Origin of the sequence: Thermoanaerobacter wiegelii Rt8.B1, from assembly GCF_000147695.2 — a bacterium.
Classification (GTDB): domain Bacteria; phylum Bacillota; class Thermoanaerobacteria; order Thermoanaerobacterales; family Thermoanaerobacteraceae; genus Thermoanaerobacter; species Thermoanaerobacter ethanolicus.
Genome location: NC_015958.1, coordinates 2,765,919 through 2,785,056 on the forward strand (window position 1 = coordinate 2,765,919; position 19,138 = coordinate 2,785,056).

Annotated in this window: 21 protein-coding genes; 1 reads left to right on the forward strand and 20 read right to left on the reverse strand. The window is 34.2% G+C overall.

The genetic code is table 11. The features are described from left to right. The 3 genes from rpsF to mscS form a co-directional block, all read right to left on the reverse strand. Positions 1-288 (reverse strand): 30S ribosomal protein S6, encoded by a 288-nt coding sequence (rpsF, locus tag THEWI_RS13480; protein WP_014063779.1) that lies wholly within the window; start codon positions 286-288, stop codon positions 1-3. A gap of 67 nt (positions 289-355) precedes the next feature. Then, positions 356-562 (reverse strand): DUF951 domain-containing protein, encoded by a 207-nt coding sequence (locus THEWI_RS13485; protein WP_003867429.1) that lies wholly within the window; start codon positions 560-562, stop codon positions 356-358. 78 nt (positions 563-640) lie between these two features. Continuing rightward, positions 641-1,495 carry a small-conductance mechanosensitive channel MscS gene (mscS, locus tag THEWI_RS13490; protein WP_003871387.1) on the reverse strand — a complete coding sequence of 285 codons (855 nt, stop codon included), beginning with the start codon at positions 1,493-1,495 and terminating at the stop codon, positions 641-643. A 149-nt stretch (positions 1,496-1,644) separates the two neighbouring features. Between mscS and yyaC the strand changes: the two genes are divergently transcribed. Further along, complete coding sequence (yyaC, locus tag THEWI_RS13495; protein WP_006569838.1) at positions 1,645-2,202, forward strand: spore protease YyaC; 558 nt, start codon at positions 1,645-1,647, stop codon at positions 2,200-2,202. Between the two features lie 291 nt (positions 2,203-2,493). On the opposite strand, the gene cphA is transcribed toward yyaC, so the two are convergent. The 17 genes from cphA to rpmH form a co-directional block, all read right to left on the reverse strand. After that, complete coding sequence (cphA, locus tag THEWI_RS13500; RefSeq protein WP_014063780.1) at positions 2,494-5,124, reverse strand: cyanophycin synthetase; 2,631 nt, start codon at positions 5,122-5,124, stop codon at positions 2,494-2,496. After that, positions 5,121-5,942 carry a cyanophycinase gene (locus THEWI_RS13505; protein ID WP_003870009.1) on the reverse strand — a complete coding sequence of 274 codons (822 nt, stop codon included), beginning with the start codon at positions 5,940-5,942 and terminating at the stop codon, positions 5,121-5,123. The genes cphA and THEWI_RS13505 overlap by 4 nt, the downstream gene beginning before the upstream one ends. An 83-nt stretch (positions 5,943-6,025) precedes the next feature. Then, on the reverse strand, positions 6,026-6,898 hold the full coding sequence (locus THEWI_RS13510; protein WP_014063781.1) for a diacylglycerol/lipid kinase family protein: 873 nt from the start codon (positions 6,896-6,898) through the stop codon (positions 6,026-6,028). 19 nt (positions 6,899-6,917) lie between these two features. Then, complete coding sequence (locus THEWI_RS13515; RefSeq protein WP_014063782.1) at positions 6,918-7,421, reverse strand: DUF4446 family protein; 504 nt, start codon at positions 7,419-7,421, stop codon at positions 6,918-6,920. A gap of 19 nt (positions 7,422-7,440) precedes the next feature. After that, on the reverse strand, positions 7,441-8,583 hold the full coding sequence (locus tag THEWI_RS13520) for an aminotransferase class V-fold PLP-dependent enzyme (protein ID WP_041589274.1): 1,143 nt from the start codon (positions 8,581-8,583) through the stop codon (positions 7,441-7,443). Positions 8,584-9,092: 509 nt separating this feature from the next. Continuing rightward, positions 9,093-9,953: a ParB/RepB/Spo0J family partition protein gene (locus THEWI_RS13530; protein WP_014063784.1), complete on the reverse strand. Its 861-nt coding sequence runs from the start codon at positions 9,951-9,953 to the stop codon at positions 9,093-9,095. 24 nt (positions 9,954-9,977) lie between these two features. Continuing rightward, the gene (locus tag THEWI_RS13535; protein WP_003870004.1) at positions 9,978-10,745 is read right to left on the reverse strand and encodes a ParA family protein; all 768 of its coding nucleotides are present in this window, start codon (positions 10,743-10,745) and stop codon (positions 9,978-9,980) included. Positions 10,746-10,866: 121 nt separating this feature from the next. Then, positions 10,867-11,673 carry a nucleoid occlusion protein gene (noc, locus tag THEWI_RS13540; RefSeq protein ID WP_014063785.1) on the reverse strand — a complete coding sequence of 269 codons (807 nt, stop codon included), beginning with the start codon at positions 11,671-11,673 and terminating at the stop codon, positions 10,867-10,869. A gap of 101 nt (positions 11,674-11,774) precedes the next feature. Next, complete coding sequence (locus THEWI_RS13545) at positions 11,775-12,221, reverse strand: NUDIX domain-containing protein (RefSeq protein ID WP_003870002.1); 447 nt, start codon at positions 12,219-12,221, stop codon at positions 11,775-11,777. Positions 12,222-12,663: 442 nt separating this feature from the next. Continuing rightward, a complete protein-coding gene (gene rsmG / locus THEWI_RS13550) occupies positions 12,664-13,386 on the reverse strand; it encodes a 16S rRNA (guanine(527)-N(7))-methyltransferase RsmG (protein ID WP_006569843.1) in 723 nt (240 codons plus the stop codon). Beyond that, complete coding sequence (gene mnmG / locus THEWI_RS13555) at positions 13,367-15,268, reverse strand: tRNA uridine-5-carboxymethylaminomethyl(34) synthesis enzyme MnmG (RefSeq protein ID WP_014063786.1); 1,902 nt, start codon at positions 15,266-15,268, stop codon at positions 13,367-13,369. Before mnmG ends, rsmG begins: the two co-directional genes overlap by 20 nt. Before the next feature lie 9 nt (positions 15,269-15,277). Next, positions 15,278-16,660: a tRNA uridine-5-carboxymethylaminomethyl(34) synthesis GTPase MnmE gene (mnmE, locus tag THEWI_RS13560; RefSeq protein WP_208854399.1), complete on the reverse strand. Its 1,383-nt coding sequence runs from the start codon at positions 16,658-16,660 to the stop codon at positions 15,278-15,280. A gap of 94 nt (positions 16,661-16,754) precedes the next feature. After that, positions 16,755-17,375: an RNA-binding cell elongation regulator Jag/EloR gene (gene jag / locus THEWI_RS13565; RefSeq protein WP_014063788.1), complete on the reverse strand. Its 621-nt coding sequence runs from the start codon at positions 17,373-17,375 to the stop codon at positions 16,755-16,757. A 1-nt stretch (position 17,376) separates the two neighbouring features. Beyond that, entirely contained in the window at positions 17,377-17,997 is a 621-nt protein-coding gene (locus THEWI_RS13570) for a YidC/Oxa1 family membrane protein insertase (protein WP_014063789.1), read from the reverse strand. 17 nt (positions 17,998-18,014) lie between these two features. Then, positions 18,015-18,224: a membrane protein insertion efficiency factor YidD gene (gene yidD / locus THEWI_RS13575; protein ID WP_004399512.1), complete on the reverse strand. Its 210-nt coding sequence runs from the start codon at positions 18,222-18,224 to the stop codon at positions 18,015-18,017. Beyond that, positions 18,221-18,571, reverse strand: a complete 351-nt coding sequence (rnpA, locus tag THEWI_RS13580) for a ribonuclease P protein component (protein WP_014063790.1) — start codon at positions 18,569-18,571, stop codon at positions 18,221-18,223. Before rnpA ends, yidD begins: the two co-directional genes overlap by 4 nt. A 36-nt stretch (positions 18,572-18,607) precedes the next feature. Then, positions 18,608-18,742 carry a 50S ribosomal protein L34 gene (gene rpmH, locus THEWI_RS13585; protein WP_003867410.1) on the reverse strand — a complete coding sequence of 45 codons (135 nt, stop codon included), beginning with the start codon at positions 18,740-18,742 and terminating at the stop codon, positions 18,608-18,610. Between the last annotated feature and the right edge of the window lie 396 nt (positions 18,743-19,138).

The window sequence follows — 19,138 nt, forward strand, 5'->3', positions numbered from 1 at the left end:
TCATTCGTCAGTTCTTATTATTAAATATCTCAAAACGCCATCTGTGATCTTATAAACTCTCTCCAATTCCTGAGAAACCTTTGAGTTGCTGTTAAAGTTCATCAGTACATAATATCCCTCAAGCTTTTTGTCAATTGGATAGGCTAATTTTCTCTTACCCCATTCATCAAAATTGGTTATTTCTCCACCATTTTCAATGATGAGGTTTTTAAATCTTTCTATTAAGCCTTTTCTTTCCTCTTCACTTAAATCTGGAGAGAGAATGTACATTGTCTCGTATGACCTCATCTTTTCACCTCCTTTTGGACTAAACGGCCCCAAAAAGGGCAAGGCGGCAATCCATATCCATATTCTATCATTGTCCAGAGGGATTTTCAACTGTTTTTAAAATTTTTTTGATGCTCTTTTCAAATTTAGCTCGCGGCATCAAAACCATTCTTCCGCATTTTAGGCATTTTATGCGAATATCCATGCCCACTCTTAAAATTTCCCATTCGTCAGAACCACAAGGGTGCTTTTTTTTCATCTTTACAATATCTCCTACATGGAGTTCTTTTGGCAAAACAATCACCTCAATTAATTTATGAACTTAATAAATCAACTGAAAAGGTGCTTTGATTTTCACACATTACTAACCAAGTTATGTGTCAATATTTGTTATTGTAACATCTGTATGCGGATATGGAAATGTAATCTTTTCTCTATCAAATACTTTTTTTATCCTGTATCTTATATCCCTTTCAACTTCCCATTGTTTCATAGGCTCTGTTTTCGCAATAATCGTTATTAAAACTTGCGAGTCCTGAAAATCCGTAATTCCCAAGACTGTAGGGCCCTCTATCACATCATTCCTGGATTTTTTTATATCTTCACAAATTTGTGTGAGCACATTTATTATTCTATCAATATCTTCCTCATAAGGAATACCTACATTTACAAGCGCTCTCATACTGCCTCGTGTATGGTTTGTTACAGTCTTTATTTCTCCATTTGGTATTATATGTAAATCGCCCGAAAAATCCCTTATTTTGCTTGTTCTAAGTCCTACTTCTTCAACAAGACCCGAAAAATTATTTATCGTTATATAATCCCCAACTCCAAACTGATCTTCAAATATTATGAAAAACCCCGAAATTACGTCTTTGACTAGATTTTGAGCACCAAAACCTATAGCCAAACTGCCAATTCCGGCAACTGCCAATATTGATGTCATTTCTATGTTGAAAATTTTTAGTATTGAAGCAGCTGCTATGAAATAAATGACATATCTCAATATATTTTTGGTAAGAGACATTAAAGTGCCTATCTTTCTTTCAGGAAGCTGTATTTTTCCTTTTGTCTGTAATTTGTAAAACCTTGATATAAGTATGTCTCCTATTTTTATACCTATAAAAGCTATAACCAAAATTTTTATGATATCGAAAGTTACTTTTAATATTTTTATATCGTAAAGACTTGAAAATTTTTGGTATAGTTGAGCTATTGTCTCCATCATATCACCCGCTTTATTTCCTTTATATTTTATATATTACACAAGTAAGAAAGGTTTTTCAATAATTAAAACCGGAAATTACCTGTATTTAATTTTACATAGTTGACAAAAATATATTTGTAAGACTTATCAACTTAAGAAAGGAGAAGCATATGGAGTTAATAAATATTGAAGACAAAAGTGCTGTAGGGCATTTTTATAAATTTTTCTCTAACTACCTGACAGAACTATATGATTATCGAAAAGAAATAGTTTTGCTGTGTATAGGGACTGATAGGTCCACAGGGGATAGCTTGGGACCTTTAATTGGTCATAAACTAAAGCCTCTTCTTAAAGGAAAAGCCCATGTCTTTGGTACTTTAGAAGAACCACTACATGCAAAAAACATACATCAGGTTTTAAAGTACATAAATTTAAATTATGGACGTCCTTTTATGATAGCGATAGACGCTTGTTTGGGTTCTTTAAACCACGTAGGTCATATCTCTGTTGGAAAAGGACCTATAAAGCCTGGAGCGGGGGTTTCTAAAGACCTGCCTCCTGTAGGAGATATGTTTGTTACAGGAATTGTCAATATCTCTGGTTTTATGGAATACATGGTGCTTCAAAATACAAGACTTAGAACTGTAATGAAAATGGCAGATATAATTTCTGTGGGAATATACAAGACAATAAATGAAATATATGAACAAAATAAGATAAGGGCTTAAACTCAAGCCCTTTCAGTTTGTTGACAAAGTTAAAAAATATTCAAAGGAGATATTTTGCATCGTCGCTCCGATGTTCCAAAGCGACAAAACTAAAGCTCGACCTTCGGGCTCCGGCAGGGTACCGGGCACAATCGGCCTCCTTGCCTCAGGTGCCCGCCTTCGCCATCCATGGCTTCGGCCCTGCCTCCACCCTCGGTCTTGCTAAGTTTTGTTACCGCTTTGTAACAAGTCGCTCCTTATGCAAAATATCTCCTTTACGAAAGTTTGTCTACAGTCTGTAAGGGCTTAAACTCAAGCCCTTTCTAATTTTATTTCAATATTTTTCAAATCTTTGTTTTTGATAAACTCCTCTATCACCTCTATAATTGGCTGATATTTTTCATAAAAGACTACTATTAAATCTCCTCCTTCAGCATTGTACATAGCCGCCCTTAATGCTTCTGTCTCTTTTAAAATAGTCTTTATTTTTTTCCTATCTATACCCCCTTTTATTGCACCTTGTTCTAATAATTTAGCTACTTCTCCCGGTTTTCTACCTCTTAAATCTAAATCTTCTTTTACATATATAAAGTCAAATCCTTGACCACAAATTTCTCCTACTTTTAATATGCTAGAATTTATTCTATCTCCTGGAACTCCTATCACACCGATGAGCCTGTTCGCATCAAGTTTTTGTGCTGCTTCTATTACACTTTTTATTCCAGCTATGTTGTGGCCATAATCTACTAATACACGGAAATTACCTACATTAAACAAGTTAAACCTCCCAGGATTGTGTGTAGTATCGCAGTAAAATGTCTTTATACCTTTTGCAATAATATTTACAGGCACTTTTACTCCATAAGAAGCAGCGATAGCTGCAAGAGCATTTTCCACGTTGTACAAAACTTTCCCTGACAAAGCTGCAGGAATCTCCTCTATCTTTACAACAGGAATTATTTGCCCATTCGCTATAACGATGACACCGTCTTTAACGTATACTGCTATTCCGCCTTTTTCTATATGTTTTTTTACAGTGAGGTTATTATCGTACCTTGAAAAATATATTATTTTACCTTTTGCCCTTTGGGCCAAATAAGTGGTCATCGGGTCATCAGCATTTAAAACACTATAACCGTCTTCTTTTACCGCTTCCACCACTAAAGCCTTAACAAAAGCCAAGTCTTCTAAAGTCTCTATCCCATCAATGCCAAGATGGTCTTCTGAAATATTGGTTATCACCCCTACATCTGCCAAATCGTAACCTAAACCTTCCCTTATAATACCTCCTCTTGCTGTTTCTAACACTGCAGCATCTATGTTTTTATCAGCAAGACAAGTTCTTGCACTTTTAGGACCAGTATTGTCACCTTTGTAGACACAGGTGTCATCGATATAAATGCCGTCAGTACAAGTCATTCCTACAGTATAGCCATAGGTTTTTAAAATATGAGCTGTCATCCTGGTGACTGTAGTTTTCCCGTTTGTACCCGTAATAGATATAATAGGTATGGTAGCTTTGCTTCCTTTAGGGAAAAGCATATCTACAATCGCTTTTGCTACATTTCTAGGTTTACCTTTGCTAGGATAATGGTGCATCCTTATGCCCGGAGATGCATTTATTTCAATTATTGCTCCATTTTCTTTAGTTAGAGGCTTTTTTATGTCCTCCATTGTAATGTCTATACCAGCTATATCAAGGCCAATGGCTTTTGCCGCTCTTACAGCAATTTCTATGTTATATGGGTGAATGTCATCTGTTTTGTCTATTGCAATTCCTCCTGTACTTAAGTTTGCGCTTTCCCTTAAAAACACTTTTTGCCCTTTTTTAGGGATATCTTCTAGATCAAATCCTTGTTTTTTAAGGGTCATTTTAGAAATCGTATCTATTGTGAGTTTGGTAAGGGGTTTTTCATGGCCTTTTCCTCTTAAAGGATTTTTATTTTCCATTTCTACTAATTCTTCAATAGTATGAATTCCATCTCCTATCACATGGGCAGGAATTTTTTCAGCTACCGCTACTACTTTTTCACCTACAACTAATACTCTGTAATGTTTTCCCTTTATATGTTTTTCTACAATAACAAGGTCACTGTAAGCTTTGGCGTTTCTATAAGCTATACTTACTTCTTCTTTATTGGTTATGTTTAAATGAACTCCTTTGCCTTGATTTCCGTTGTAAGGTTTTATAGCGACAGGATATCCAATTTCTTCCGCAATAGCAATCGCTTCTTCTTCATTGTAAGCAACATCTCCTTCCGGCACAGGAAATCCATGGTCTCTTAAAATCTGCTTTGTCAAGATTTTATCTGATGCTATGTCTACAGCAATACAACTAGTATTTTGTGAAATTGTGCCTTCAATCATTTTTTGATATTTCCCATAACCTAGCCGCAAAATGCTTCCATTTCCCACCCTTGTAACTGGGATTCCCGCTTTTAAAGCTTCATTTTTTATAGCCATTGTGCTAGGCCCTAGTTCTATCTCAGCAATTATATTGCGTATTCTTTCTAGTCTTTCTTCTAAATCAAATTCTTCCCCCTGTATAAACTTATTTACCATTTCAACCGCTAATTTCCCCACTCTTATGCCACACTCTTCTAATCCATATTCATAAATTATATAATACAAATCCCCTTCTATATTTCTCGCTCTTCCAAATTTTACATCATACCCTAGCATATTTTGTAGTTCCAAAATTATATGCTCTGTCACATGGGGTAAATAGGTGCCTTCCTCTAATCTCTTTAGAAATCCCCCTTCATATCCGTAAGAACAACTATGTTTTGATAGGCTAGGAAGCCGTTTTATCAATCTCTCATTAAAGTTGGGTATATCTTTTGTAGGAATATCCAATCTCTCTATATCTACTACCATTTTTATTACAGGTCTATGGCTGTATATATTTCTCCCTCGATATACCCTTATATCTTTAATAATCATACTTTATCCTCCTTGAGCTTGACTTTGGGTATCCATTTTTCTAAATCATAACCATAACCGGATGGCAATATGTGAAGTATAACATTGGTGAGGGCTAAAATTTCATTAGGACTTGATTCAGAAACATTAGAGTGTTTTAGCTTTCTTCCCTCCACTACTGTCACAGCATTTGACCCTATTACCCTAAATTCATTTTCTTCTACAACTATGGCAGTATCTTCATCAATCCCTATTCCGAGATTGTTTGGGTTTTGAGCAATTGCTGCAAGAAGCCTTCCAATGCGCCCTCTTTGTGCAAAATGTTGGTCAATTATTACATCTTTTAATAAACCTAATCCAGGAGCCATTTTGATAGTGCATTTCCTGGGAGAATCTTCATCATTTCCCTCCACAATCATAGTTTGTGACATCACCGAAGCCCCTGCACTTGTACCTACAATCAAAGTTCCTTCTTTGTGCAATTGTTTTAACAATTTATCTATGCCACTTCCTCCTAAAATACTGGTTATCCTCAATTGGTCACCACCTGTAAAAAAAACGCAACTGCAATCTTCAAGTACATCCCTTGCATAGTTTATTTCTTTGTCTTCCCTTGAATTTATGTTTACAACTTTTACATCATTTGCCCCTAATTTTTTAAAAATAGAAATGTACATATTGCCCACTTCCACAGGTTTTTCTGTGGCTGTTGTCATTACAACTATTCTACTCTCTCTTCCCCCAGCTAAACCTACAACTTCTCTCAATATTTCACATTTGTCCTCTTTGTCTTCTGCTCCTCCTATGATAATCAACTTTCCTTTTACTTTCTCCGCCATTTATCCGCCTCCAAAAAATAATAAACTCTCAGGTTTCATAATTTATTATTCCTGAGAGTTTAACGCAATATACTCTATTAAATTTACAGAGTGCATAATTTTATTGCATCTTTTTCCACTTTTATTTCCAGGTTTTTGATATATAATATTTCACCATCGACAGTAACAGGTACTTCTCGATCTGCCTCTATTTCTACTTTTTTTGCTCTATAAACTTCTACAATTTTAAGTTTAGTATGGGTTCCAAAAAGAACTAAGGGCAATAAAACCAATAATTTAATCTTACTTATTTTGTCAACAATCATGACATCTAAATAGCCATCATTAGGATCAGCATCCGGCAAAAGCTTTAAGCCGCCTCCATAATAGCTTAAAACTCCCGCTGCAAAAATTGTTATTTCTCTATTTAACTCTTTATCATCCATCTTTATCTTTACAGAATAGGGCTTGTACTTAAAGAGGACATTTAAAAGGGCAGACAAATAAACCCATATTCCAGATAAAAATTTTTTAAACCGCACAGCCATTGCCGCTGTTTCAGAAGCGATGCCTGTGCTTGTAATATTTCCAAAAGTTAATATATCGTTTATCACAGCTCCGTCTATAATTTTAATATTACCCATTATAAGCACATCAATAGCCTCTTCTAACTTTTTAGGTATGTGGAAAAATCTTGCAAAGTCATTTCCTGTCCCTACAGGAATAATTCCCAGTACAGCCTGTGTACCTTTTATTCCATTTACTACTTCAAGTACAGTACCATCTCCTCCTACTGCCGCCACAACTTTAAATCCACTAAGAGCTGCTTTTCTTGCTAATATTTTCCCTTCCCCCGCATATTTTGTTATAAAAATTTTGTAATCGATTAATTTCTTTTTCATAATCCTTCTAATTTCTGGAATCTTCCGATAGGCCCTTCCTCCACCCGCCACTGGGTTCACAATAAACGCAATCAAAGTTATCACTCCTTGTTTTTTACAAAGCTTTTCTTTTAGCTCTTTCTATAGCTTGTACTTCTTCAGCAGAAAGAGGATATTTAGATTGCCCTCTTTCAATAGGTTTTGCAAAAGTAGCCGTCTCATTCCTTCCGTATATTCCAGACAAAACAATACCATCGTCATTGCTATCTAATAGGGCAATAGAAAAGCTTAAATCAGAGCCTACATCAGGAAAAGCATTATACCGTACCATTCCCACTTTTTTAATTGCTGTTTTTCCTTCTTTGTCTAAAGAATTTAAATCAATTTTTAACTTGTCTAATTTGTTTTTTATCTCTTCATTCTCTGTAAGGATTCTAGAAAAAATATCAAAGACATCTCCTTTTTCCAATGTTTTAATTACCTTATTATAAGTCCTGTTTATTCTTAAAAATTTCCCATTAATTATAAGTATGAAAATTAATTCTATAATTGATAAAACTGATAAAAACAAGATAATCAGCGTAGCATTTTGAGAAATAATGTCTAAAAAATTTTGCATAAGTTTCTCCTCCAATTCGTCAGAATGTTTTTCGCGAAATTATTTCAATAGCTTTTATAGCTTTTTCTACTTCTTCTTCAGTGTTAAAATAGCCAATTCCAAATCTCAAAGTGCCAGTCTTTAGTGTGCCAATTGTTGAATGGGCTAATGGAGCACAGTGTAATCCCGCTCGAGTAGCTATATCAAAGTCTCTATCCAAAATATAACTTATTTCTCCTACATCTCTATCTTTTAATGTTATTGAAACTACTCCAACTCTTTCTTCTATTTCTTGTGGACCATATACTTTAACTTCTTTTATTTGCTCCAATCCTTCTATCAACATTTTAGTAAGCTTTCTTTCATGTTGATATATAGCATCTACACCTATGTTTTTTACAAATTTCACTCCTTCCTTTAGTCCTGCAATCCCTGGAGTATTAGGAGTACCACTTTCTAATTTGTCTGGCATCAAATCAGGTTGATACATTGACTCTGACTTACTTCCCGTTCCCCCTTCTTCAAGAGGCAATACATCTATACCTTCTCTTACATATAATCCTCCTGTACCTTGAGGGCCGTACAATCCTTTGTGGCCAGGAAAAGCTAAAAGGTCGATGTTTTGTCTTTCTACATCTATAGGCAATACTCCCGCCGTCTGAGCTGCATCCACCAAGAAAATTAAATTCATTTCCCGGGCAATATTTCCTATTTCCTCAATAGGAATTATCGTACCTGTCACATTGGAAGCATGGGTTATTGCAATCATTTTTGTTTTTTTTGTAATTGCTTTCTTTATATCCTCAGGGTCAATCTTTCCTTCCTCATTTGCTTTCACAATTGTAACTTCTATTCCTTTTTCTTTCAATGCCATAAGGGGCCTTATCATAGAATTATGCTCCATACTAGAAGTTATTACATGATCTCCTTCTTTCAAAAGGCCCTTTAAAGCAATATTCAAAGCTTCTGTTGTATTAGATGTAAATACCACTCTCATAAGGTCTTTAATATTGAAAATGCTGCATATCTCTTGCCTGGCTTCAAAAATAACCCTTCCTGATTCAAGTGCCATTTTGTGTCCGCCTCTTCCAGGGTTTCCGCAGTTTCTTAAAACTTTCTCTACTTCCCTATACACTTCCTCCGGTTTAGGCCAAGAAGTAGCAGCATTATCAAAATAAATCATCATCCTATCTCCTTTAAATTAAATCTCCTCCTATTAATATATGTAAATCTACTTTTTAGGGTTCTTAAGTATATTTTATATTTATTTTTTCTCGTTAGCAATAAAAAACTAATTAAATCCCTTGTTTTACTTTAAAAACGATAAAATTGTTGTAGAATTTGATAAAATTAAAAGCCTCCATAAAAATAGGAGACTTCAGCTTGTTGACAAAGTCAAAAAAATTTTTAAAGCGGATATTTTGCATCGTCACTCCGGAGTTCCAAAGCGACAAAACTAAACTCGACCTTCGGGCTCCGGCAGGGTTCCGGGCACATTCGGCGTCCTTGCCTCAGGTGCCCGCCTCCGCCGTCCTTGGCTACGGCCCTGCCTTCACCCTCGGTCTCGCTAAGTTTTGTTAGCGCTTTGTCACAAGTCGCTCCTTATGCAAAATATCCGCTTTCCGAAAGTTTGTCTACAGTCCGAAGTCTCCATAAAAAATAGGAGACTTTTATATTTGGCCTATAATACTTTTAGCCCTTTCCATAAATGATTTCAATAATTCTTGTCAAATCTTCCTCACTGTAATATTCTATTTGTATAATTCCTCTATCTTTACTTCTTTGAGATATTTTTACTTTTGTTCCTAAAAAACTGCATAAATTATCTTCTATTTCCTTAACATGCACATCTATCTTGTCCAACTTTAGTTTTTTCGTGATTTTTTCATTTTTACGCAATAGATTCTTTACTAAATTTTCTGTTTCTCTTACATTTAAATTTTCTTCAACAACTTTTTTTGCTGCTTCATACTGTAAACTTTTATTTGGTAAAGAAAGTATAACCTTTGCATGGCCTATTGTTATATCACCTTTCACTAACATTTCTTGCACTCTATCGTCGAGATTGAGAAGTCTTATGCTATTTGCAATTACCGAACGGCTCTTGCCAATTTTTTTAGATATCTCTTCTTGTGTAAGATGAAATTGTTCTATCAATGCTTTATATGCTTTAGCTTCCTCGATGGGATTTAAATCTTCCCTTTGCAAATTCTCAATCAAGGCTATTTCCATAACCTGTAAATCATCAAAATCCTTCACAATTGCTGGTATTTCCGAAAGTCCCGCAATTTTAGCAGCTCTCCAACGTCTTTCCCCTGCTACTATTTGATATCCATAATCTACCTTTCTTACTATAATTGGCTGAATAACTCCATGTTGTTTAATAGATTCTGCTAATTCTTTTAAACTTTCTTCATCAAATTGTTTTCTCGGTTGGTATTGATTGGGATGAATATAGGCTATATTTATCGTTTCTACCCCTTGCAGTTCTTCTGTTTGATATTCCGGTATAAGAGCCTGTAATCCTCTACCTAACCCCTTTTTACCAGCCATTTCATCACCACCTTTGTAAATTTTTCATATCCCTGCCCTTTCTATCACTTCTAATGCCAATTCATCATAAGCCTCTGCTCCTTTAGAATTAGGGTCATATATAGAAATTGGTTTTCCGAAACTTGGTGCTTCTCCTAAGCGAATATTTCGTGGAATAATCGTTCTATAAACTTTGTCTTTAAAAAATTTTTTCACCTCATCTACCACTTGTATAGATAAGTTTGTCCGAGCGTTAAACATAGTAAGAACTACACCTTCTATTTCCAATTCAGGATTCAAGCTCTTTTTTACGAGATTGATTGTGTTCATAAGCTGAGTAAGTCCTTCTAAAGCATAGTATTCGCACTGAATTGGAACAATTACTGAATCAGCAGCAGTAAGAGCGTTTATAGTCAAAAGTCCAAGAGATGGAGGGCAATCTATTAATATATAGTCAAATCCATCTTTAATTTGATTTACAGCATTTTTTAATTTATATTCTCGCGAAAGCATAGGAACTAATTCGATTTCTGCTCCTGCCAATTGAATACTGGAGGGAACTATTGAAACCTTTAAATCATTCAAATATATTATTGCATTTCTTATGTCTTCCTCTTCAATCAATACCGTATATGTAGTGTGTTTTAAAGAAGCCGGGTTTATCCCAAAGCCACTCGTCATATTACTTTGAGGATCTATATCTATACATAAAACTTTTTTCCCTTGCACTGCTAAAGAATATCCTAAGTTTATAGTTGTAGTAGTTTTACCTACACCACCTTTTTGATTTGCAATAGCAATAACCTTGCCCATTTTTTCACCCCCTTTTGCGTACAAATACCTCTTTAAGGATGCTAAACTTATATGTCTATTATATCATTGTTTATACCAATGTTCCACATGGAACATTATCAAGGGGGGGTGAAAAAGTTTTTTACTTTTTAGAAATTTTAATTACAAACTCTACATATTCTTCCCTATCATTTTCAATATATTCTGCCGGCACACCAGATTTTTTCATTAAATCTACAGCTTGTTTCACTGTATTTACAAAAATTCTTATGTCTTTATAAAATTTCATCATCTTTTTGTTTGCCTTTTTTGTTTCTTCCTGTTGTTTAGTAATTTTATCTATCATATCTTGTATAAGTTTTTCCGTTTGGCTTACATTTAACTTTTTCTTTACAATTACTTCTAAAGCTTTTTTTTGCAATTCTTCATCAGGAAGCCTTAAAAGGGCTCTGGCATGTCTTTCTGTTAAATCATTTTCTAATAACTTTTCTTTTATTTCTTTACTTAACTTTAAAATTCTCAGCTTATTGGCAATAGTCGATTGACTTTTGCCCAACATTTTTGCTAACTGTTCCTGCGTCAAATGGTGATCGTTTATCAAATTGTAATATCCTTCAGCTTCCTCGATAAAATTCAGGTCTTCTCTTTGTAAGTTTTCAATTAAAGCTAAAACAGCTGCATCTTCATCTTGAGCATTTACAATTATTGCCGGTATTTCAGTAAGTCCTGCTAACTTTGAGGCTCTTAACCGCCTTTCCCCCGCTACTAATTCATAGGAATTGTTACCTATCATTCTCACAGTAATAGGTTGCAGCACTCCATAAACTTTGATTGATTCGGATAATTCTTGTAAATTTTTTATATCAAAAGTCTTCCTGGGCTGATAAGGACTAGGTCTTATAGAGTCAATCGGCAAATAAGAGATTTCCTGCATTTTGCTCGACAACACCTTTACACACCCCACTTTTTTAAAACAATAATAGATTTTCTAACATATATATTCGACAAATAATGTAAAATTCCTCCTTAAATTCAAATATATTGTTTAAATTATAAAAAAGTCTCAGGAATAGGAATAAGACAATTGAAAAAATCTTTTTGTTGTATGAGTTCCGCCAATTTTTGAGGGTAAACTTGATAGTTTTTCAAATCCTTAAGATCAACCCATTTTACTTCTTTTAAAACCTGTTTCTCTTTAGGTAATTCAGGGTCACTTCCTAAGGTCAATTTTCCTCCAATAATAGAAGAATAAAAATATGTTACATAGTAAATATCATATTCTTGAATATAACACACTCCGTTCAACTTAATGTCATAGCCTGTTTCTTCTTTACATTCTCTTATAGCGGCAACTGCTACTGATTCATTTTCTTCTACCCTACCTCCTGGAAAAACCCATGCTACTTCCTCCCCCTCTTGATGTTTTACTAAAAGAACTTTTCCTTTTTCAACAATGACAACTCTCGCAACTAAAAAGCTCGCTCTAAATTTTAACATTTTTTCTTCCCTCATTCCAAGATTGATATACTAAAATTATACCATAAAAATTTTTATAAAAATAAAAAAGAACAGTCTAACCTGTTCTCAGTTTGTTGACAAAGTTCTATTTTTGTTGGCATTTTGCATCGTTTGCTCCGGTAACATCACAGACTAAACTAGCGCTCGGCCTCGGACTCAGGCGGGGCTTCTGCGTCAGCGGCATCCTTTCCTCAGGTGCCCGCCTCCGCCCTCACAAGGCTGCGGCTCCGCCGACCTCTCTCTGTCTCGCTAAGTTTCCCGGCACTCAACTGAACACGCTAGTCCTCTCTCTTATTACTTTTTTCTAACATGTTTAAGTTGAGTGCCGGGCTGTTAAGTCACTCACTTATGCAAAATGCCAACATATCATAAAGACATTACACTTTTATGCGTAAAGTGCATTGATGACAAACTTCTAACTTCACAAAGGAGACCTTTTTATAGCATTGGCCTTTCTGGGATATTTCAGAGGACAGTTATCTCCTTTTCTTATAATTATCAAATGATGAAGTATATCACTAAAAGGAAGTCTGATTTGCTTTACCTCCTCAATTTCACCTTTTAACTCCTTTAAAGCTTTTTGACTGCTCTTTATTTCTTCCTCAACTTCTCTTCCTTTTAAAGCAATAAAATACCCACCTACTTGTACAAAAGGAAGAGTATATTCCAATAAAACATTTAAAGGTGCAACAGCTCTTGCCACAGATAAATCAAATTGTTCTCTATATTTTATGTCTTTTCCTATATCTTCTGCTCTTCCATGAATTAATTCTATTTCATTTATGCCCAATTTATTTATAACCTCTTCTAAAAAAGTAATTCTTTTTTTAGAAGAGTCTAAAAGAGTAGCTTTTAATTTAGGAAACACAATTTTTAAAGGAATAGAAGGAAAACCAGCCCCTGTACCAACGTCTATAATTTTTTCTTCCCCTTTTATTTTCCCACTCTTAACCACAGATAAGCTATCTAATAAATGCTTAATCACAACTTCACTTTCTTCTGTAATTGCCGTTAAATTCATCTTCTGATTCCATTCTAATAAAAGAGCATAATATTTTTGGAAATGTTCCACATGGAACATTTCCAAAAATATACCCCACTCTTTAGCGCCCTCAATTAGCATATCAACCGATTTGTTCTTCATCTTCTTTATTTCTCCTTAACTGCTGCATGTAAATTAAAAGCACAGAAATATCAGCAGGCGAAACTCCTGAAATACGAGAAGCCTGTCCAATTGAAGTAGGTCTTATTTTTGTCAATTTTTCTTTTGCTTCATTGCTCAAACCATGAATTTGATAATAATCAATATCTTCTGGAATTTTTTTGTTTTCTAATGCTTTAAAGTGTTCAACTTGCCTTAGTTGTTTCATTATATATCCTTCATATTTAATATTTATGTCTATTTGTTCAGCCACACTATCTAAAATATCATGCGGTCTATCTTTATCCAAAAATTTAGTAGACTTATAATCAATTTCAGGTCGCTTTAACAAAGTATAAAGGTCAATTCCTGTAACTAAAGGAGTACTTCCTTTAGATATGAGGAAATTGTTGACTTCCTCAGAAGGTTTTACTATGACGCCAGGAAGTCTTTGCATCTCTTTTTCTAACTGGATCTTCTTCTTTAAAAATTTTTGATATCTTTCTTCTGTTACAAGGCCAATTTTATACCCTAGCTCTGTCAATCTAAAATCTGCGTTATCTTGTCTTAATAGAAGTCTATATTCCGCTCTCGAAGTAAGCATCCTATAAGGCTCATTTGTACCTTTTGTCACTAAATCATCAATTAGCACTCCTATATAAGCTTGAGACCTATCCAAAATTACAGAAGGTTCGTTTAAAAGCTTCATAGCAGCATTTATTCCCGCCATCAAGCCTTGAGCAGCCGCTTCTTCATATCCAGATGTGCCATTGACTTGTCCTGCAAAGTACAACCCTTCAATTTTTTTAGATTCTAAAGTAGCTTTTAATTGTGTTGGGTCTATACAGTCATATTCAATAGCGTAAGCTGGCCTCATCACTCTTACATTTTCAAGACCGGGAACAGTCCTCAAAAATTCCAGTTGTACATCTTCAGGTAAACTAGAAGACATACCTTGTACATACATCTCATAAGTATTTAATCCTTCTGGTTCAATAAAAATTTGATGCCTTTCTTTGTGGGGAAATTTTACAACTTTATCTTCAATAGAGGGACAGTATCTTACTCCTACTCCTGTTATTTCACCACTAAAAAGAGGAGAACGGTCAATATTTGCCATTATTATTTCATGAGTTCTTTTATTCGTATAAGTGAGCCAACAGGGTAACTGTTCTATTTCGATTTTATCATGCATATAGGAAAAAGGAGTAATAACTTCATCCCCCGGCTGTATTTCCATTTTGGAAAAATCAATGCTTCTTTTATCAACTCTCGCAGGAGTACCTGTTTTAAATCTCATCAATTTAAAACCTAATCTTTTCAAAGTCTCAGAAAGCTCATTAGCTGGAAAAAGCCCGCTAGGTCCACTGTTAAAACTTACATCACCAATTATAACCCTTCCTTTTAAGAAGGTCCCTGTAGTAATAATGCAAGCCTTACATTTATATATCGCACCTAATTTTGTCACAACCCCCGTGACTTTGTTGTCTTCTACCAAAATGTCTACAATTTCCGCCTGTTTTATATCAAGGTTTTCTTGTCTTTCTAAAGTGTACTTCATGTTCATCTGGTAAAGTTTTTTGTCAACTTGTGCTCTCAAAGACCTTACAGCAGGGCCTTTACTGGTATTTAAAGTGCGAATTTGTAGTAGCGATTTGTCAGTATTTATAGCCATTTCCCCACCTAAAGCGTCAATCTCTCTCACCAACTGAGCCTTGGCAGGACCCCCAATAGAAGGATTGCAAGCCATCAAAGCAATAGAATCTAAGTTTACAGCAAAACCTACTGTTTTAAGTCCTAACCTTGCACAAGCGAGAGCAGCCTCACTGCCCGCATGTCCCAACCCAACAACTACCACATCATATTCTCCAGCAATAAATCTCATACTTTTCACCTACTTTCCAACACAAAATCTTTCAAAAATTTGATTTATTAAATCTTCAGTTGCTGTTTCACCAGTAATTTTCCCTATTTGCTCAAGAGCTGCATTTAAATCAATTGTAATTAAATCCTCACTATACTCCCTCTCAATGGCTTCTACAACACTTTCCATATATTTTTTTGCATTGATAAGGGCTTCCTTGTGCCTTGAATTTGTAATTATTTCGTCTTCCTTAACATTTATATTTCCCTTAAAAACCAAATTGTATATTGTGTCTTCCAATTCTTGTAGCCCAATTTTTTCAACAGTGGAAACCTCTATTATTATACCATCTTTGGTAAGATTTTTTAATTCTTTTTCATCAATTTTTTTAGGTAAATCGATTTTATTCAACACAAATACAATATTTTTACCTACCAAAATGTCGAAAATTTCGTAGTCTTCTTTAGTTAACTCTCTTGAGGCATCCAGCACAAACAATATTAAATCTGCTTCCGCCAGAACTTCTTTGCTTTTAGCAACTCCTATTTTTTCCACCAATTCGTCTGTATCTCTAATTCCTGCTGTATCAATAAGTTTTATTGGAATACCTTTTACATTAACATATTCTTCAATAATATCCCTGGTAGTTCCTGGTATGTCTGTGACAATAGCTCTATTTTCTTTCAATAAGGCATTTAAAAGAGAAGATTTACCCACATTTGGTTTACCAATTATGGCAGTTTTAAGTCCTTCTCTTATAACCCTTCCACTTTCAGAGGATACAATGAGTTTATCGATGTCTTCTACTATTTCCTTGGCAGTTTCTAACATTTCTTTTCTCTCAAGTTCCTCCACATCATCTTCAGGAAAATCTATTAAAGCTAAAAGATGGACTAATAGACCCATGATTTTGTCTTTTAATTCTTTCATCTTTTGCCCTATATGACCTGATAACTGCTTTTGAGCGTATTTATTAGCAAGCATAGTCTTAGCGGTAATTATATCTATAACTGCTTCGGCTTGAGATAAATCAATTCGCCCATTTAAAAAAGCTCTTTTTGTAAATTCCCCTGGTTCAGCTAAACGAGCACCTTGTTTTAATACTAATTCCAAAATTTTAGAAGTAACTACTATTCCTCCATGACAATTTATTTCAACTATATCTTCTCTGGTATAGGTATTAGGTTTTTTCATAATAGATACTAAAACCTCGTCATATACTTCTTCTGTTTCTGGGTCTACTATGTGTCCATAGTGCAAAGTATGACTTTTCACCTTTTTTATATCTTTAGGCTTATAGGGTTTAAAAATTTTTGAAATTATCTCTAAAGCATCATCTCCACTTATTCTAACTATTCCAATTCCTGCTTCCCCTGGAAAAGTGGAAATAGCTGCAATTGTATCAAAAACCATTTTCATCACCAACCAAAAAATTGTCTTATAAAATAATATACCAATGTTTTTGGCTTTTCAATCACAAATATAAAAAAACCCCCTTGACAGGGTATTATTTTAAAGCTATTATGACTCTTCTGTTAGGCTCCTCTCCTTCACTATAAGTCTCTACATATGGATGGTCCTGCAAAGCCATGTGGATTATTCGCCTTTCATTAGGACTCATCGGCTCTAACTCAACGCTTTCTTTTGTCTCCATTACTTGTTTGGCTAATTTTTTTGCAAGCCTAATTAGAGTCTCTTCCCTTCTTTTTCTATAATTTTCTGCATCTAATATAATCCTTCTATATCTATCATATTCTCTATACTTGCTAGCAACGACATTTACAAGATATTGCAATGAATCTAATGTCTCTCCCCTATGACCTATCAGCAACCCTACATTTTTTCCATATAAATTAAATTTTATAGTATCCTCATCTTCTTCTATATCAAATTTAACATCTAATTTCATCGCTTCAATTACTTGCTGTAAAAAATTTTTAGCACTCTCCTTTACTACATCTTTTAAAATCACTTTAACTATTGCCTGCTTGCTTATAAGACCTAGAAAACCTTTACCCCCTTCATCCAACACTTCTACTTCTACCATTTCCCTCGGTACGCCAAATTCCTGCAAGGCAAGATTTACAGCTTCTTCCACCGTCTTACCTGTCCTTATAAGCTCTTTCAACTTATGATTCCCCCTTAGCAGTATTGGTCTCTCTCATAAAAATATACTGCTGCACTATCTGGAATATATTGCTTGTAACCCAATATATTCCTACCCCTGCCGGCAAAGAAACAGTTACCCATCCCATAAAAATTGACATCATTATATTCATAGAATTTTGACTCTTGTCTGTTGCTACCATTGCAGAAGATATATAAGTAGTCACAGTAGCTAAAATAGGAATTATATAATAAGGGTCCTTTTGTGCAAGGCTATGCATCCATAAAAAAGAAGCAGTTGAAAAAGCTGGATAGGTTCTAAGCATCGTAAAAAGCGGCCACAATATTATCAAAGGCAAAAGCATAGGTAAACATCCACCGAAAGGATTTACTTTTTTCTCTTGATACAATTTCATTGTTTCCATGTTTAATTTTTGAGGGTCTTTAGCATACTTCTTTTGAAGTTCTTCTATAAGAGGCTGTATTTCTTTCATCTTTTTCATTGTGCTCATTTGCTGTATATAAAAAGGCAAAAGAAGTATCCTTATTAAAATAGTAAAAATAATTATAGCGATACCATAATTCCCCACATAATGATGTATAAATTCTAACAATTGTCCTAAATACATAGCAATTGTTGCCATAATATACCTCCAAAAATTTATTTTACAGGGTCATATCCCCCGGGATTAAAGGGATTGCACCTTAAAATCCGCCAAATTGACATAATTCCGCCCTTTAAAAGTCCATGCTTTGATATTGCTTCTATAGAATATTGAGAACAAGTTGGGTAAAATCTACAGGTCCTTGGCTTCATAGGCGAAATATATCTTTGATATAACTTAATTAAAAAAATAACAACATTTTTCATCTTTCATTCCCCGCATAAAGAGGTGTTTTCATAATCAATTTTCTCATGGAATTTTTTAAAGTGTGAAAATCAGCCTCTACAATTTTCCCTCTTGCGACAAAAATTATATCAAAACCTGTTTTTATCTCAATATCTAAAAATCTAAAACTTTCATGTAAAAGCCTTCTAACTCTATTTCTTACCACACTTTTACCTATTTTTTTACTCACTGAATAGCCAACTCTATTAAAACCTAAATTATTTTCCATATAATACATTACAACAAACTGATTAGCAACAGATTTTCCAATTGAATAAACCTTTTTAAATTCATAACTTTTTTTAATTTTTATAATCTTGTTACTCATTTATACCTCCGGATTGTAAAAAAGGCCCTAAAGGCCTCACGCTGTCAATCTATGTCTACCTTTTTGTCTTCTTCTTTTTAAAACATTGCGACCACTTTTGGTAGACATCCTCTTTCTAAAACCGTGCACTTTTTTTCTATGTCTTTTTTTGGGTTGATAAGTGCGAAGCATTGCCACACCTCCTAAAACCTAAAAAATGCTATAAAAATTATAACGTTAATTAAGGAGGATGTCAACAAGACTTTTTAAAATAAGAAAATTATCAACAACTTAAGAATTATCTACACACAGCTGTAGACAAAATTATTTTTCTTATTGATAATCTGTTGATAATTTGCTATTATAAAAATAAACTGTTGATAACTTAAATAAATTGTAGCCACAAAAATAACAACTTATTCACAGGTTGTTGATAAATTTGTGAATAAGTTGTTATTTAAATGTTAGTTTTCTTATTCATTATATTTATAATCAATGTATTTTAATTTTTTTATCAGTTTTTTTATCAAAATATCTTTTATCAACAATATCTGCACATGTGTTTTTGCAAAAGTTATCAAACTAAAA

Excerpts from the sequence above, each read along its gene's own strand:
- rpsF (WP_014063779.1), bottom strand. The coding sequence starts at position 288 with ATGAGGTCATACGAGACAATGTACATTCTCTCTCCAGATTTAAGTGAA.
- mscS (WP_003871387.1), bottom strand. The coding sequence starts at position 1,495 with ATGATGGAGACAATAGCTCAACTATACCAAAAATTTTCAAGTCTTTAC.
- yyaC (WP_006569838.1), top strand. The coding sequence starts at position 1,645 with ATGGAGTTAATAAATATTGAAGACAAAAGTGCTGTAGGGCATTTTTAT.
- cphA (WP_014063780.1), bottom strand. The coding sequence starts at position 5,124 with ATGATTATTAAAGATATAAGGGTATATCGAGGGAGAAATATATACAGC.
- THEWI_RS13505 (WP_003870009.1), bottom strand. The coding sequence starts at position 5,942 with ATGGCGGAGAAAGTAAAAGGAAAGTTGATTATCATAGGAGGAGCAGAA.
- THEWI_RS13515 (WP_014063782.1), bottom strand. The coding sequence starts at position 7,421 with ATGCAAAATTTTTTAGACATTATTTCTCAAAATGCTACGCTGATTATC.
- THEWI_RS13520 (WP_041589274.1), bottom strand. The coding sequence starts at position 8,583 with ATGATTTATTTTGATAATGCTGCTACTTCTTGGCCTAAACCGGAGGAA.
- THEWI_RS13530 (WP_014063784.1), bottom strand. The coding sequence starts at position 9,953 with ATGGCTGGTAAAAAGGGGTTAGGTAGAGGATTACAGGCTCTTATACCG.
- THEWI_RS13535 (WP_003870004.1), bottom strand. The coding sequence starts at position 10,745 with ATGGGCAAGGTTATTGCTATTGCAAATCAAAAAGGTGGTGTAGGTAAA.
- THEWI_RS13545 (WP_003870002.1), bottom strand. The coding sequence starts at position 12,221 with ATGTTAAAATTTAGAGCGAGCTTTTTAGTTGCGAGAGTTGTCATTGTT.
- rsmG (WP_006569843.1), bottom strand. The coding sequence starts at position 13,386 with ATGAAGAACAAATCGGTTGATATGCTAATTGAGGGCGCTAAAGAGTGG.
- mnmG (WP_014063786.1), bottom strand. The coding sequence starts at position 15,268 with ATGAGATTTATTGCTGGAGAATATGATGTGGTAGTTGTTGGGTTGGGA.
- mnmE (WP_208854399.1), bottom strand. The coding sequence starts at position 16,660 with ATGGTTTTTGATACAATTGCAGCTATTTCCACTTTTCCAGGGGAAGCA.
- THEWI_RS13570 (WP_014063789.1), bottom strand. The coding sequence starts at position 17,997 with ATGGCAACAATTGCTATGTATTTAGGACAATTGTTAGAATTTATACAT.
- yidD (WP_004399512.1), bottom strand. The coding sequence starts at position 18,224 with ATGAAAAATGTTGTTATTTTTTTAATTAAGTTATATCAAAGATATATT.
- rnpA (WP_014063790.1), bottom strand. The coding sequence starts at position 18,571 with ATGAGTAACAAGATTATAAAAATTAAAAAAAGTTATGAATTTAAAAAG.
- rpmH (WP_003867410.1), bottom strand. The coding sequence starts at position 18,742 with ATGCTTCGCACTTATCAACCCAAAAAAAGACATAGAAAAAAAGTGCAC.